This window comes from Rhizobium sp. NFACC06-2, from assembly GCF_900101425.1.
In the GTDB taxonomy this organism is placed as follows: Bacteria; Pseudomonadota; Alphaproteobacteria; order Rhizobiales; family Rhizobiaceae; genus Agrobacterium; species Agrobacterium leguminum.
Map to the genome: position 1 here is coordinate 15,235 of NZ_FMVA01000016.1, position 13,264 is coordinate 28,498.

At 57.2% G+C, this 13,264-nt stretch carries 13 protein-coding genes and 1 pseudogene; 9 read left to right on the top strand and 5 right to left on the bottom strand.

Features of this window, described 5'->3' with window-relative positions; translation table 11 throughout:
* The first annotated feature begins 65 nt into the window (after positions 1-65).
* Together F3H58_RS21980 and F3H58_RS21985 are read left to right on the top strand one after the other, a co-directional pair.
* Positions 66-530, top strand: a complete 465-nt coding sequence (locus F3H58_RS21980) for a nuclear transport factor 2 family protein (protein ID WP_111798263.1) — start codon at positions 66-68, stop codon at positions 528-530.
* Between the two features lie 2 nt (positions 531-532).
* A complete protein-coding gene (locus tag F3H58_RS21985) occupies positions 533-1,099 on the top strand; it encodes a TetR/AcrR family transcriptional regulator (protein WP_111798264.1) in 567 nt (188 codons plus the stop codon).
* A gap of 252 nt (positions 1,100-1,351) precedes the next feature.
* Here the strand turns inward: F3H58_RS21985 and F3H58_RS21990 are convergent, their stop codons facing one another.
* Positions 1,352-1,672 (bottom strand): hypothetical protein, encoded by a 321-nt coding sequence (locus F3H58_RS21990; protein ID WP_149743769.1) that lies wholly within the window; start codon positions 1,670-1,672, stop codon positions 1,352-1,354.
* 67 nt (positions 1,673-1,739) lie between these two features.
* Between F3H58_RS21990 and F3H58_RS21995 the strand changes: the two genes are divergently transcribed.
* On the top strand, positions 1,740-3,545 hold the full coding sequence (locus F3H58_RS21995) for an adenylate cyclase (protein ID WP_149743770.1): 1,806 nt from the start codon (positions 1,740-1,742) through the stop codon (positions 3,543-3,545).
* A gap of 172 nt (positions 3,546-3,717) precedes the next feature.
* Here F3H58_RS21995 and F3H58_RS22000 read toward each other — a convergent pair whose 3' ends face one another.
* From F3H58_RS22000 to F3H58_RS22010, 3 genes are read right to left on the bottom strand one after another with little or no spacing between them, the layout of a single operon-like run.
* Positions 3,718-4,740 (bottom strand): DUF2955 domain-containing protein, encoded by a 1,023-nt coding sequence (locus F3H58_RS22000; protein ID WP_149743828.1) that lies wholly within the window; start codon positions 4,738-4,740, stop codon positions 3,718-3,720.
* A complete protein-coding gene (locus F3H58_RS22005) occupies positions 4,730-5,836 on the bottom strand; it encodes an HlyD family secretion protein (protein WP_149743771.1) in 1,107 nt (368 codons plus the stop codon). The genes F3H58_RS22000 and F3H58_RS22005 overlap by 11 nt, the downstream gene beginning before the upstream one ends.
* A gap of 39 nt (positions 5,837-5,875) precedes the next feature.
* Positions 5,876-6,160, bottom strand: a complete 285-nt coding sequence (locus F3H58_RS22010; protein ID WP_111798268.1) for a hypothetical protein — start codon at positions 6,158-6,160, stop codon at positions 5,876-5,878.
* Between the two features lie 426 nt (positions 6,161-6,586).
* Between F3H58_RS22010 and F3H58_RS22015 the strand changes: the two genes are divergently transcribed.
* The 5 genes from F3H58_RS22015 (at position 6,587) to F3H58_RS22035 (ending at position 11,778) form a co-directional block, all read left to right on the top strand.
* The gene (locus F3H58_RS22015) at positions 6,587-7,846 is read left to right on the top strand and encodes an alpha/beta hydrolase (RefSeq protein ID WP_286169959.1); all 1,260 of its coding nucleotides are present in this window, start codon (positions 6,587-6,589) and stop codon (positions 7,844-7,846) included.
* Positions 7,847-7,898: 52 nt separating this feature from the next.
* A complete protein-coding gene (locus tag F3H58_RS22020; RefSeq protein ID WP_149743773.1) occupies positions 7,899-10,064 on the top strand; it encodes a mechanosensitive ion channel family protein in 2,166 nt (721 codons plus the stop codon).
* A 52-nt stretch (positions 10,065-10,116) separates the two neighbouring features.
* Entirely contained in the window at positions 10,117-10,548 is a 432-nt protein-coding gene (locus F3H58_RS27585; RefSeq protein WP_149743829.1) for a hypothetical protein, read from the top strand.
* Between the two features lie 65 nt (positions 10,549-10,613).
* Positions 10,614-11,261 carry a MarC family protein gene (locus tag F3H58_RS22030; protein WP_003516981.1) on the top strand — a complete coding sequence of 216 codons (648 nt, stop codon included), beginning with the start codon at positions 10,614-10,616 and terminating at the stop codon, positions 11,259-11,261.
* Between the two features lie 43 nt (positions 11,262-11,304).
* Positions 11,305-11,778, top strand: a complete 474-nt coding sequence (locus F3H58_RS22035; protein ID WP_149743774.1) for a hypothetical protein — start codon at positions 11,305-11,307, stop codon at positions 11,776-11,778.
* 559 nt (positions 11,779-12,337) lie between these two features.
* Here F3H58_RS22035 and F3H58_RS22045 read toward each other — a convergent pair.
* Positions 12,338-12,445, bottom strand: a pseudogene (locus F3H58_RS22045) (NYN domain-containing protein); the annotation flags it as partial.
* A gap of 352 nt (positions 12,446-12,797) precedes the next feature.
* Here F3H58_RS22045 and F3H58_RS27320 point away from each other — a divergent pair.
* A complete protein-coding gene (locus F3H58_RS27320) occupies positions 12,798-12,968 on the top strand; it encodes a hypothetical protein (RefSeq protein ID WP_188129024.1) in 171 nt (56 codons plus the stop codon).
* Positions 12,969-13,264: the final 296 nt, after the last annotated feature.

The following is a 13,264-nucleotide window of genomic DNA, read 5'->3' on the forward strand; positions in this document are numbered from 1 at the left end:
CTATTGTACCAATAAGTAAAGTCTTTACCAATTAGTACACAAAACAACTCACAAAGGAATTACTCATGTCACGCCCTCCACTCCCCCCGTTTACACGCGAAACCGCCATCGAAAAGGTCCGTCTGGCCGAAGATGGCTGGAACAGCCGCGATGCCGCCAAGGTCGCCCTCGCCTACACTCTCGACACCCGCTGGCGGAACCGCGTCGAATTCGCCACCAACCGTGAAGAAGCTCAGGCATTTCTGACACGTAAATGGAACAAGGAGCACGAGTACCGCCTCATCAAGGAGCTATGGGCCTTCACCGGCAACCGCATAGCTGTGCGTTACGCCTACGAATATCGAGATGACAGTGGTCAATGGTTCCGTGCCTATGGTAACGAGAACTGGGAATTCGCAGAGGACGGTCTGATGGCACACCGCTACGCATGCATCAACGAAATGCCGATCGCCGAGAGAGATCGCCTGTTCCATTGGCCGCTTGGCCGCCGTCCGGATGACCATCCCAGCCTTAGCGATCTGGGCCTCTGATCATGGCCCGCATGGTCGCTGAACGATCCGACGCCATCGCATCTCTGGCCGAAGTATTTCGCGAGCATGGATACGAAGGTGCGAGCCTTGCCCTGATCGGCAAGGCCACCGGCCTGGGAAAGGGCAGCCTGTATCACTTCTTCCCGAATGGGAAGGAGGAGATGATCCGGGCTGTTCTCGCCGAAATCGAGCAATGGTTTGAAGATTCCGTCTATTCACCTCTGCGAGACGGAGACGACGCCAACGCCGCAATCGCGACGATGCTCGATGAAACTGCGAATTACTTCCGGTCTGGCAGGCGCGTTTGTCTCGTTGGTGCCCTGGCTGTCGCCAACACGCGAGACCTCTTCGCCCAGGCTATCCGGGGTTACTTCGTCGCTTGGGTAGACGCTCTGCAAGCAGCGCTCGTCCGGCAAGGCCGTGACGCTGAGCAGGCGCGCCTCCTCTCGGAGGACGCCGTTCTCGCCATCCAGGGAGCGATCGTTCTGTCTCGGGCGCTCGACGATCCGACAGTTTTCCACCGTGCCATCGGCCAACTACATGAGCGCTTGATAGGCGCAGGTCCATAACCGTTTCCCACCAAGACGGTCTCGGCTCAACCACTCTATGCCGTCGAGGCATCCGCCGTGCTTACCTCGTCGCCTTGGTCTTGAACCATATCGAACCCGTGCATCCGTTTGAGTCCTCCAGATCAAATTGGTTTGATATCGCGCTCTAGATGTGAAGCATTATGACCCGTCGTAGCGCTCGGGAATTTTCCATTTTATTTGCCGGTTGATATTGCCCTGATGGCATCAACGCCCACTATGATCGCAATTTGTTCATGATGGACCACCCCATGTGGCGAAGAGCATCTGCCAGATCGCGGACGGTTCCAGCTTCTTGCGGCGCCTCGAATAGCCTTCGGCCTGACGCAAGTCTTCTTCCTTCTTTGTCTTCACCGGCATCACCTTGAGGCCGGTCAGCCACAATCGGCTTGTGAACGACGAACCGTTATGGATCGGGCACCACGACCAGACACCGGCACAATGCAGCAAGATCGTTTGTACCGGATTACGGTAGACGCGCCGATAATATCGACATCCACCGCTGCGGCGATCTGGCATATTAAAGGTTTGAGCAGAACAAATGGACGCGCCCATGTCTCGGGTGTAAGCTCACAACACACTACACGCATGCGATGAATCTCGAGGGGGACGGGAGGCGGCTATGCAGACGACGGTGTCCACAGCTTCAACAACAGCACGAGACCCTCCGGCAGTAGAGGAAATCCGGTCGCAACTCGAACGCATCGTCGCGAGCGCGGAGTTTCCCGGCTTGGGGCGAAGTGCCGCGTTTCTGCGATATGTTGTTGAAGAAGCCATCGCCGGGCGGGCCGCCCGCATCAAGGGTTACTCCATCGCAATTGAGGTATTCGGCCGCAATGAAAGCTTCACGCAGGACGATCCGGTCGTACGGATCGAGGCCGCGCGTCTAAGGCGTTCGCTGGAACGCTATTATCTGGTGGAAGGTCACAAGGACCTGGTCTGGATCGACATACCGAAGGGCGGATATGCCCCGGTGTTCTCACTGAATACTGCGGTGGTTTCCAAGAAGGTCGATAATGGGTCCGTTCCGACATCACAGCTATCGCCGATGGTCCAATGGTGGAGCGTGAGGCGGCTTTCGCTTGCTTGCCTCGTCCTGCTTATAGCTGCGTCTACCTATCAATTCTCAAGTCACTTAAGATTGGCGCCAAAGGCAGAGTTACCAGGAGGCGCGGCTCCAGACAGACCCGCCCTAATTGTGGCTCCTTTCGCCAATTTGGGCGATGGACCAAACACCCAGCTATACAGTCTTGGGCTTACGGAGGAGCTTTTGACCGCCCTGCCCCGCTTCAAGGAGATCCGGGTCTTCGGTCGCGAGACGTCCAAATCGTTGCCGTCGGACATCGATGTGTCCAAAGTTCGGGAGGAACTTGGGGCCCGTTATCTCCTGACCGGAGGTGTGCGAACTGCTGGAAACAGCCTGCGCGTGACAGCTCGTCTGCTGGACACGGACGACGGCGAAATAGTCTGGTCGCGGGATTATGATAACGATCTCGGATCGAAAGACCTTTTTTCCATACAGGCGGACGTGGCCAGAAGGGTCGCCACCGCCATTGCGCAACCATATGGCGTGATTGCACAGGTCGATATGACAAATCCTCAACCGCAAGATCTTGGTACTTACGAATGCAGCCTGCGTTTTTACGCATATCGGACCGAACTCAGCCCCGAAGAGCATGCACACGTTCGCGAATGCCTGGAAACATCCGTCGCACGGTATCCGACCTTTTCAACTGCCTGGGCGATGCTATCGATTATCTATCTCGATGAAGACCGTTTCAGGTTCAATACGGGTCAGGGTCCGGAGACACCAGTGCAGCGGGCGCTTCGCGCGGCGAGACGGTCGACGCAGCTTGATGCGAGCAACACGCGGGGGCTTCAGGCGTTGATGATGGCCCTGTTTTTCAACCGGGAGCTTACCGAGGCGATTAGAGCAGGAGAGGAGGCCCTCGCTACCAATCCCAACGACACTGAGTTGATGGGCGAGTTCGGCACCAGGCTGGCCCTTGGCGGCCATTGGCAATGGGGAGCCAACCTGCTTGATCAGGCTATCGCACTTAATCCGGGTGGCAGCGGTTATTATCACGGCACACGCGCTCTTGCCGCCTACATGCTCCATGACAATGCAACCGCCGTCCGCCAGATCACCAAGGCTGATATGCAAAGATTTCCGCTGTTTCATGCGGTTGCGGCGGTCATATACGCAGATGCCGGATTGATGGATCAAGCCCGGTACGAGGCAGAGATTTTTGTTCGAATGCGGCCGAACTTCCTACCGAACGTCGTTGAAGAACTGGCGATGCGGAACGTACAGCCAGGCGATCGTGACCGACTGATAGAGGGACTTCGCAAAGCCGGAATGCTGCCTCCCAAGGTTGAAGACCCCGCTGCGATAACCATCAGTGCTTCGGATTTGGAGCCGCGCTAGAGCCGAGGGTTAACACGCTGAAAATCACAATGCCGCTCCCTGCGACTTGCAAACGGGCAGGGAGGAAAAGTGACGCCAATATTTCTTTCCTTCATTCCTTTTTCGCACGATCGCGTCTTACGCGGATACTTCCATATCCACGCACCACTGTGGAATCAGACGAGCTGCGTTTTCATGAGTTTATCCTTTTCAGATGCGGCCTTCTGGGCCACAGAATGGTGGCGAGCAACAGAGTGTAGGTCAAAGCCACCGCGATATAGACAATGCGGGTAGCGAAGCTTTCCGCAGCGCTGCCAGGCAGGGGCGACACACCAAGCCCGAACAGGATGAGGAAAATCGTCAGAGCACCGGCAAACATCGGCGCCTCCTTGGTCCGGGCTGCTGCCCGACCTCCCAGAAAGAGGGCAACGACAAGGACAATCAGAAAGATCCAGAACAGGTTGGGGCGAAGCGTGAGGATCGCATACGCTAAAGATGCGAGGACGCCGCCGAATAGATTGACCATTATAAGCCCAACAGCTGCCCGCGTGCTTGCGGCGACGTCGAGCTGGCCGAGTAAGGATGCAACGGTGATCGGAATGACCGCCGCGGCCGTCAGATTGTCGCTCGTCAGGCAGATTACGACAGACGCCAGCAGGATCACCGTATTTGCCAATGCTCTCGACAAAGCCGGCGGCTGGTCGAAGGATGGCGCGGCACCTCCGTCCAGAACTACCGGTTCGGGAAAGATCGCATGGGCGAGCCACATCAAAAGCGTGCCCGACAACACGCCACCGACAAGGATCGAAAGGATGGAATTGGCCAACTCATCGTTCAAAATACCGAGCAGTGGCACGATGATCGCGACAACCAACACCAGAAAGACCGCAGGCCCGCCCTTTCCCGACGTCTGTAAGGCAAAACACAGGAAATAGGTTAGCCCCAGAAGCAGGAGAAAGGGAACAGGACGATTGCCGAGGCTGCTGGTCAAGACCATCATCGCCATTCCCGCGACCAGAATGACGAGCGCCACACCAAGTGTCTTGCCAAGTGGCATCGGTCGAGAGCTTCCCAGCAGAAATTGTGCGGCGAAAAGCGGCCCGAGGAACGGAACAAAAGCCCCCCAATACACCGCCAGCACGAAGCCGATCGAAACCGCAAAAGCGACCCGCAATCCTTTTCTTTTCTGCTCGGCAACGGCGCTGTCAGTTGACATAGGTGAGCACCGACATGATACGGACCCAGAGTAATCCCCAAGCATTAGTAACCGGATTGTTACCAGTATAGATGATAACGGTCGCCTGCGAACCGTAGCGCACGCCGCCCTTTGGTCTTTGAGCTTCATCGATATTGAGACGGACTGGAAACCGTTGCGCCTCCTTGACCCAGCCGCTGTCACTTCGCATGGTTGGTAACCCGGTACTCGGATCTGTGCTCCCTTGCGAAACACCGAAGCCGACGCTTTCTACCGTGGCAGGGAACAGTCGGCCTGGAAGGGCATCAAAAAGGATTTCCGCCCTGTTGCCGACGACGACATTTTCCAGACTGTTCTCCTTGAACGCGGCATTGATCCAGATGGTGCCTACATCGATAAAGGTCATGGCCGGTTGGCCGGCTGGCAAAACCTTACCACTGGTGAGCTGAAGGTTTGTCACGACCCCGGACGAAGGCGCCCGCACTGTGGTATGCATCAGGTCCAGCCTGGCCTTCTCCAATCCAGCAAGAGCTGCGCGCAGTTGCGGATTGTCGTTTCCGGAAGGGCCGAGTTGCTCGCGGGCCTTGGTGAGATCAGCCTGCGCACCGGAGACCGAGGCCTCTGCCTGATCCAAGGCAGATTTGGCGGCGTCGAAACGGGCTTTTGAAAACACGCCGTTTTTGAGGAGTTCGGAGGCCCTGGCATATTGGTCGCGAAGGTTGTCCCTGTCGGCACGGATCTGGACAAGCTTTGCCTGGGCGGCATCCACCGCAGCGGTCGATGCGCCGATTGACTGGCCGACACTGGCCAGACCGGCCTCCGCCTCGTTCACCGCGAGTTGGTAGCGCTGGGGATCAATTCGGAACAGGACCTGGTCGGCCTCCACCCGCGTATTGTCGTTAACGCCCACTTCCACGACGCGACCTGTGACTTCAGGCGCGATACCAACGACATACGCCTGGACCTGCGCTTGAGATGTTAATGGTGTCCGCCGCTCCATGAAGACTGACAGCACGAACAGGACCAGCGCCAGACAAACGACAGCGAAAGCGATCCTCCGCAGGGGATTGCGGGGTGGCGGGGTAGTTACAGGCTCGTGTGATATCTCGGAAGCCACGATCTTGTTCCTTCGAAGTTAACCGCTCATCCGGCGGAGTTACACCGGGCGCGGACCGGGTGAGCGATGAAGAGAGACAACGGTGGCTCGGGTGAGAGCATCTTCAATCTCTCTGCCAAGGGCCGCCAACAATTCCCTGTATTCGGCCACACGGTCATCTCGGACCGGATCGGAAGAAGCCGCCTCCCATCTTGCCAACTCCGTCTGGGCTTCGGCAAAATCCTGGCAGATTTCACAGAATATGACGTCCCGCGACGCAAGCTCGTTGATGGCCTGAACTCTTGTGGGAAACCGCAGCCTGACCGCAGCCACACCTTCATCCATTGTCCTCTCCCACCGTCACAGCGTCACGGCGACGCCGAATGTCTCGATGGCATATTCTTTGATGAAGCGCGGCTCGTGCAGTATGTTACCGTAATATACGCTGGTGCGGTCAGCTTACCGGGGTCAGATTGCAGCACCGTCAAGGCCTCGCATGTCTTACCACGCTGGCGAGCGGGCGAGAAAGACGACGGTTACGGGGCCGCGTGTAATTGTCTCTGGCAACTTCGACACTTTCACGCATTCAGATGACGGCATCGCCCGCCGGATGCCCGTAACATACCCGATGTTACGGGAAAACAGCCCGTCATTCGCATAGTTTTTTTGTGCGCCGACGTGGCGAGGACAAAGCTGTGACAAATGGCGGCGGGCGATCTGGTGAACGGCAACGATACAAGGGACCTCCGTAACGGACGCTTTCCATATCGAATGGGAAGGCTCCCTTTTTGTGTGATGTTCGCAGCTCTCGTTGGTTGCGGCGGCCACGCGAAAAACGTTCTTGTCCCTGTTGCCGATAGCGCCCCCACATCCACCAAGGTGGACATGCTGATCACAACAACGCGTAGTCGCTCCGCGAACAAAGGCGAGATGTTTACGGGTGAACGCGCAAGGGATGCGGCCTTCGCGGAGATCACCGTGTCCATTCCTCCGGGAAATGTCCGCAAGATTGGTAATGTTGCCTGGCCGAAAAGGATTCCTCCCAATCCAGCCACTGATTTTGCGACGTTAAAGGCACAGGAAATCAGTCGCGACGATGCCCGGAAATGGCTGAGCGCTTCCGTTAGAAAGAGCCGTGACGGCAGCGTGCTGGTCTTCATTCACGGCTTCAACAATCGATTTGAAGACTCGGTCTATCGCTTTGCCCAGATCGTCCAGGATTCCGGCGTAGCGAGCGCTCCCGTACTGGTCACCTGGCCGTCGCGCGGAAGCCTACTTGCGTACGGCTACGACCGCGAAAGCACCAACTATACGCGCAATGCCCTGGAGTTGCTTTTTCAATATCTGGCCAGGGATAAGCAGGTGAAGGAAGTTTCGATCCTTGCTCATTCCATGGGTAACTGGCTCGCGCTCGAGGCGCTTCGTCAAATGGCCATTCGCAATGGAAGCCTTCCGGCCAAGTTCAAGAATGTGATGCTCGCATCTCCCGACGTCGACGTCGACGTCTTCCGGCAACAGATCGCCGACATGGGCAAAAAGCATCCGAAATTCACTTTATTTGTCTCCCGGGATGACCGGGCATTGGCCGTGTCCCGCCGAGTGTGGGGCAACGTCGCGAGGCTTGGCGCTATCGACCCTGAGCAGCCTCCCTACAAGAGTGAATTGGCCGAAAGCCAGATCTCGGTAATCGACCTCACCATGATCAAAGCCGGGGACAGCCTCAACCACGGGAAGTTCGCGGAGTCGCCAGAGATCGTCCGGCTGATTGGAGCCCGGATTTCTGATGGACAGACTTTGACGGACAGCAAGATTGGCCTTGGAGATACGATCCTTGCAGCAACAACCGGCACGGCAGCGGCAGTGGGCAGTACCGCAGGGCTGATCCTTGCCGCTCCGGTTGCCGTCGTCGATGCCGACACCAGAGACAATTATGCCGGAGGGGTTCAGTTCCTCCTTGGTTCAGGTGGCACGGCACGGAAATCATCGCGCTGCAACACACCGAATACTTCGACTGAAGCATGTCATCAATAGCTGGTCGAGCGTCCTTCGGAAGGGCGCCGAGGTACCACAACAGGGACAGACAATGGTAATGCGTCTGAAATTTTTGCTGATGAAAATATCTCGCACGTCTATTGCGGCGATGCTCATCCTGTTCGTTGGCATCTCAGCCGCAACAGCGCAAATGCCTGACGCGCCCGCACCGGCGGAACAACCACCCAATGTCCAGCACTTCATCACCCTAATGTCGGATCCCGATGTTCAGAAATGGTTGCAGCACGTCGCTCGTGGAGCGAATCCTGAAGCGCCGCCTTCGACCAGCGCAGAGGTCGGTCCCTCGTTTGCCGCATCGACAATGCGTTTCCGCGCCCATGCCGCCGCAATGGTCGACTCTGCACATTCTTTTCCGTCCGAAGCAATGCGTGGCGCCGCCTTGCTTGAGCAGGACATCAAGACGATTGGCGGGACCCGGCCCATCGTGCTGGTGGTCGCGTTTGTTGCCGCAGGGCTTGCCGCTCAATGGGTATTTTGGTGGATCAGTGCTGGCTGGCGGTCATGGATGGCAGAAGCCTCGTTCACTACCGTTTGGCAGAGGATTATTGCCCTAACCGCCCGGCTGCTCTGGGCGGCTTTTTACGTGCTGTCGTTCGGGCTGGGCAGCATCGGTTTCTTCCTGCTTTTTGACTGGCCACCGATTGTCAGGGAAATCGTCGTCGGCTTCCTGTTCGCTGTCGTCATTTACCGCCTCGCCAGCGCAGTACTGGATGTGTTTCTGGCGCCACGCTCGAACGAGAAAGGCCATTTCCGCGTGGTTCCGATCTCTGACGAGACGGCAGGTCACTGGGCAAAACGACTGAGCTATCTCGTGGGTTGGTACGCCTTTGGCTGGGTGACCATCCGGCTTCTCGGTACGCTTGGCCTATCGATCGCGGCGCGGCAGCTCGCGGCCTACTTCCTGGGTTTCATTCTTCTCGGCATTGCTATCGAGGCCATATGGCGACGCCCGCCTCATTCCTCCGCGCTACAGGGCAGCCGGATTGGATTGAATGGTCGCAACTGGCTTTGGACTGCCTATTTAACCGGTATCTGGTTGCTCTGGGTGGCGGGCGCGACGACGCTTTTCTGGGTTATGGTCGTCTGCGCCGCATTGCCAGGCGCGATCGTTCTTACCAAAGCATCCATAAACAACATTCTGCGCCGCTCCGGCGTTGAAGAGGACGGTCATAACCGTGTCACAGTGGCTTCGGTTGTCGTCGAGCGTGGGATAAGGGCAGCCCTGATCGTTGCAGCCATCCTCTTCCTCGCCGATGTCATGGACGTTCGACTGACCGAGATGACGATGCAGGATTCACCCGCGCTACGGCTCTTACGTGGAGTGCTGAGCGCCGGCATCATTCTCCTTGTCGTCGATCTGGCATGGAATGTCGTGAAAGTGCTGATCGATCGGAAAATGGGAGACACGGAAGCCGCGCTTGAGATTGGAAGCGAGCGGGAGCGGCGGCGTACCCGTTTGAGAACCCTTCTCCCGATCCTGCGCAACTTCGTCATGATCCTTTTCGCAGCGATTGCGATCATGATGGCCCTGTCTTCACTCGGAATCGAGATCGGACCATTGATCGCCGGTGCTGGCGTTGTAGGCGTCGCCATTGGCTTTGGCGCGCAGACCGTTGTCAAGGACATCATCAGCGGCATGTTCTATCTACTCGACGATGCATTCCGGATTGGTGAATACATTCAGAGTGGCAGTTACAAAGGAACCGTCGAGGCGTTCAGTCTCCGCTCGGTCAAGCTTAGGCACCACAGGGGCCCGATATTCATCGTCCCGTTCAGTGAACTGGGTGCCATCCAGAACATGAGCCGCGACTGGTCAGTGGTCAAATTCCTTCTGTCCGTGTCCTACGAATCCGACGTCGCCCAGGTCAAGGCAATTACCAAGGCCGTGGGTAAAGCCCTGTACGATGACCCCGAATTCCAGCCGTTCATTATTGAGAACCTCAAAATGAAAGGCGTCGAAGAGATCACCGACATTGGAATAAAATTGAGCTTCGGAATGACGTTGAAACCTACCCAGCTGCAATCCGCCATCCGTCGCAGAGCTTATGCGATGCTGCGGGAAGCATTCAACGCCCAAGGCATCAAGATCGCCGTTCCGACTGTGCAAGTCGCAGGCGGAAAGGAAGAGGGTCTTGCTGCCGCTGCCCAGCAGGCGCTGGCAAAACACAACGCCGTGGCCGTGCCCGGGCCAGCTTGATCACGAAGTGAACCAGGCGAAACGTCATCAAAAATCACAAGGAGGATATGAAATGAAAACCTCAAAAATCGTATCACACCTACTGAGCCTGATCGCCGTGCTGATGCTGATCAGCATACCGGTTCTTTTACCCTCGACCGCTGAAGCCCGCCGTGGGGCTGCAGCCTGTGGCCCCCGAGGCTGCGGTGTGGCGGCGTGCGGACCGCGCGGTTGCGCTGCTGCCGGACGTCGTCATGCACCCGCATATCGCCCTGCCCATCGGCCTGCGGCCCCGGCCTACCGACCAGCGCGGCGCGGCGTTGTCGTTGTCGCTCCCCGCCGGTACTGGCGGCCGGGCGCCGCGATAGCTGCAGGCGCAGCCATTGGCGTTGTTACCGGTGCAGCAGCTGTCACACTGGCTGGTACACCGCCGCAGCCCGGCCAGTGCTGGTATTACACGTCTCCAGCCAAAACGACCGGCTTCTGGGACGTTTGCCCGCACTGAAACTGCTTGGCTGGGATAATCATGCTGCTCGCGCACGCGCAGATCATCAACGAAGGGGATCTTCCATGGACTTCAACACCATCGACGCCACGCTTGTCGGAAAGCTTCTTCTTTTGCTTTTGATCGGAATGGGTCCAAAAATTGCCCTCGTGCCATTTCTTGAGAAAACCCATAGTTTCGACACCGCGACCAAAGTGCGCATCGGCCGCCAGATGGTACTGACAGCACTCGTCACAGCACTGATCCTCTTTGCGACCGGCGCGCTTCTGATGCGACTTCTCCACATAACCGGCGGCGCCGTCGCTGTGGCAGGAGGCATCATCCTTGCGCTCATAGCGATCAAGATGGCCTCCGGACCGACGGAAAAGCCGCATGACGAGCTTGCCGATCCGATCGATCCGGACAAACTCGCAGTGTTCCCGCTTGCGGTTCCCTATTTGCTCAACCCCGTCGGCATAACCGTCATAATCCTGGCGTCTGGCGAAGTTGTCTCAGTCGCCAGCGCGGTAGTTGTCGCTGTTCTGATCCTGATTGTGGCTGCTTTCGACTATGTCGTCTTTACCAATACCGACAAGCTGTCCAAACACATGAAGCCGGCGAGCATGGTCGTCTCAGAGGTCGTGTTCGGGATATTGCTGACCGCTGTCGCAGTCCAGCTGATTGTCAGCGGGCTGGGGCGTCTAGGGATCATTGCGCCGGCGGTGGGCCATTGACCCATAGGGCGCAGCCTCTCCAGGCGGCTCGAAGGGAATGCGCATGATGACTGATCGAAGGAAAAATACTCTCGCTTACGGATCACTCATCGTGCTCCAGTCCCTGGCGGTCGCATTCCTGCTCCGGGTTATCTTCCCGATCTTTTACGCCGTCGTCACCCATCTTGGCGAACGCCAACAAGTGCCTGTGTCGACATTGCTCACAATCCTTGCGGTTGCGCTGCTTTTACAGGCAAGCTACTGGACAAGAATGCGTTGGGTCGAGGTCCGCGCACCGTTCCACTCCATATTCGTATCTCACCTCTTATCGTTCGCTGCACGCCTGGCCTTCCTGTTCGGAGGCGTCCTGTTCTCAACAATCTTCTTTCGGCACTTGCCGGAATCCAACACGCTGCCCCCGCTTGGTCATACGGTTCTGCAGGGGGCTTTGATCCTGTTGGTACTGTTCAGTTTTTTTTGCTACTCCGTCGAACTAGAGCGCCTTGCGAAGGCAATCGAGGATGCACCTGACACATGAATTCCCTCCGGCACCATTTTAGCGCGCATTAACTGACCTGAGCCCCATCTTCCCTCCAGTTTTCAGGAGAGTCTTGGGTTTTCTGAACCGCCCCAGGTTTCTGGACCAACTGAGGCTAGAGTTTTCCGACTTCATTCAGGGAGGCGGGCTGGTTGAGCCTCCTGATTTCATCAGCGAGATCGGCACCTTATTGCCGATCGCGCTGTGTGGCCGGAACTCGTTATACAACACGACGACAGAACACCCACGGGACCGAGGTTCGCGAGCTTTTGTATCCGTGGCATCCTTGGTCCGGACGATTTGTTCACGTCCATGAGGCGCTGTCCAAAAGGACGCATATTTTCCGCTGCAGCCTTTCTGGTTCTTCTTCTGATCGACTTCTTGAAGTCCCGGCATGGATGTTCGACCGATCTGTGAGTGGATCCTGGCGCAGCCTGCCGGTTCCGCACGTCGATCTCGCAAGCCTGCATATTTTGGCAAGATTACTGAAGGACGCTGATGTCTCATCGCAATCTTCGGTAATACATGCAGATGTACCCGGACGTGTGGGTAGAGCTCAGTCGCCATAGATGCGCCGGACGGTCGCATCGCCAAGCATCGCAATCACACCGAACAGCCCGTCCACCTCCCTTGACGAGACATTGTCACCGTCAATCAGCACTGCCAGTCTCTGCCTGTGCCGGTCTGTTCCGGTGGCGGTATTTTGCCGGACGCCCGTTGTCCCTGACCGTCGTTTCGTTTCCCCGGACCTGACCGCATCCATCACCATCTCCATTGCTCCCGGTGTCACAGGGCCGATGGTAGCGGGGATCAGTTTGCAGCGCATTCTGGTGAATTCACCATAGAGCCAGCCATCCCCCGACCCGCTAGACAGGAAACAACAAGGGCGCACTTACGAGTTGGCGCACCGGCGGCAGGCAACATTGCCGGATCACCAGAAAGACCAGTGCCGGATCAGACGCCATCGGTTTTGGCCCGGTAGTTGTCTTTCTGCCAGCGATGTTTATCGGGAGACCGGCATGGCGATCTATCATTGCAGTGTAAAACCGGTCGGCCGCAGTGCCGGCAAAAGTGCCGTCGCCGCCATCGCCTATCGCACCGCCAGCAAAATCCTCAACCAGCGTGACGGCATTATCCGCGGGGGCGATGCCGATTGTGAGCACCCTTCAACGCCTTGGGCGGGTCAATGATACGGTGGTCATCACGCACGAACTCACTCCTAATCGACGAATGCTACTGAAATCCAGGAAGATCAACGCGGTCATTGACCAAAGGCCGCTCTTGGAGGCGCGGCTTGCCGTCGAGACGATCTCGAAACTCCTAGGCCGATTACCGGGTGATGGAGTTTCAATTGCGACCGACATTCAGATCTTTCTGCCTGAAAATGCATAGCGAAGGATTAGAACCGCAGAATCCTTTGCATCGATCTCTTTCGTGAAAGCTGCTCGTGCGAGTGCTCTTGATCGGCATCGAACGACGACCGAAC

Coding starts and splice junctions, on each gene's coding strand:
- F3H58_RS21990 (WP_149743769.1), bottom strand. CDS start 1,672: ATGGGCGCGTCCATTTGTTCTGCTCAAACCTTTAATATGCCAGATCGC.
- F3H58_RS22020 (WP_149743773.1), top strand. CDS start 7,899: ATGGTAATGCGTCTGAAATTTTTGCTGATGAAAATATCTCGCACGTCT.
- F3H58_RS22010 (WP_111798268.1), bottom strand. CDS start 6,160: ATGGATGAAGGTGTGGCTGCGGTCAGGCTGCGGTTTCCCACAAGAGTT.
- F3H58_RS22000 (WP_149743828.1), bottom strand. CDS start 4,740: ATGTCAACTGACAGCGCCGTTGCCGAGCAGAAAAGAAAAGGATTGCGG.
- F3H58_RS21980 (WP_111798263.1), top strand. CDS start 66: ATGTCACGCCCTCCACTCCCCCCGTTTACACGCGAAACCGCCATCGAA.
- F3H58_RS22035 (WP_149743774.1), top strand. CDS start 11,305: ATGATGACTGATCGAAGGAAAAATACTCTCGCTTACGGATCACTCATC.
- F3H58_RS27585 (WP_149743829.1), top strand. CDS start 10,117: ATGAAAACCTCAAAAATCGTATCACACCTACTGAGCCTGATCGCCGTG.
- F3H58_RS27320 (WP_188129024.1), top strand. CDS start 12,798: ATGGCGATCTATCATTGCAGTGTAAAACCGGTCGGCCGCAGTGCCGGC.
- F3H58_RS22015 (WP_286169959.1), top strand. CDS start 6,587: ATGGGAAGGCTCCCTTTTTGTGTGATGTTCGCAGCTCTCGTTGGTTGC.
- F3H58_RS21995 (WP_149743770.1), top strand. CDS start 1,740: ATGCAGACGACGGTGTCCACAGCTTCAACAACAGCACGAGACCCTCCG.
- F3H58_RS22030 (WP_003516981.1), top strand. CDS start 10,614: ATGGACTTCAACACCATCGACGCCACGCTTGTCGGAAAGCTTCTTCTT.
- F3H58_RS21985 (WP_111798264.1), top strand. CDS start 533: ATGGCCCGCATGGTCGCTGAACGATCCGACGCCATCGCATCTCTGGCC.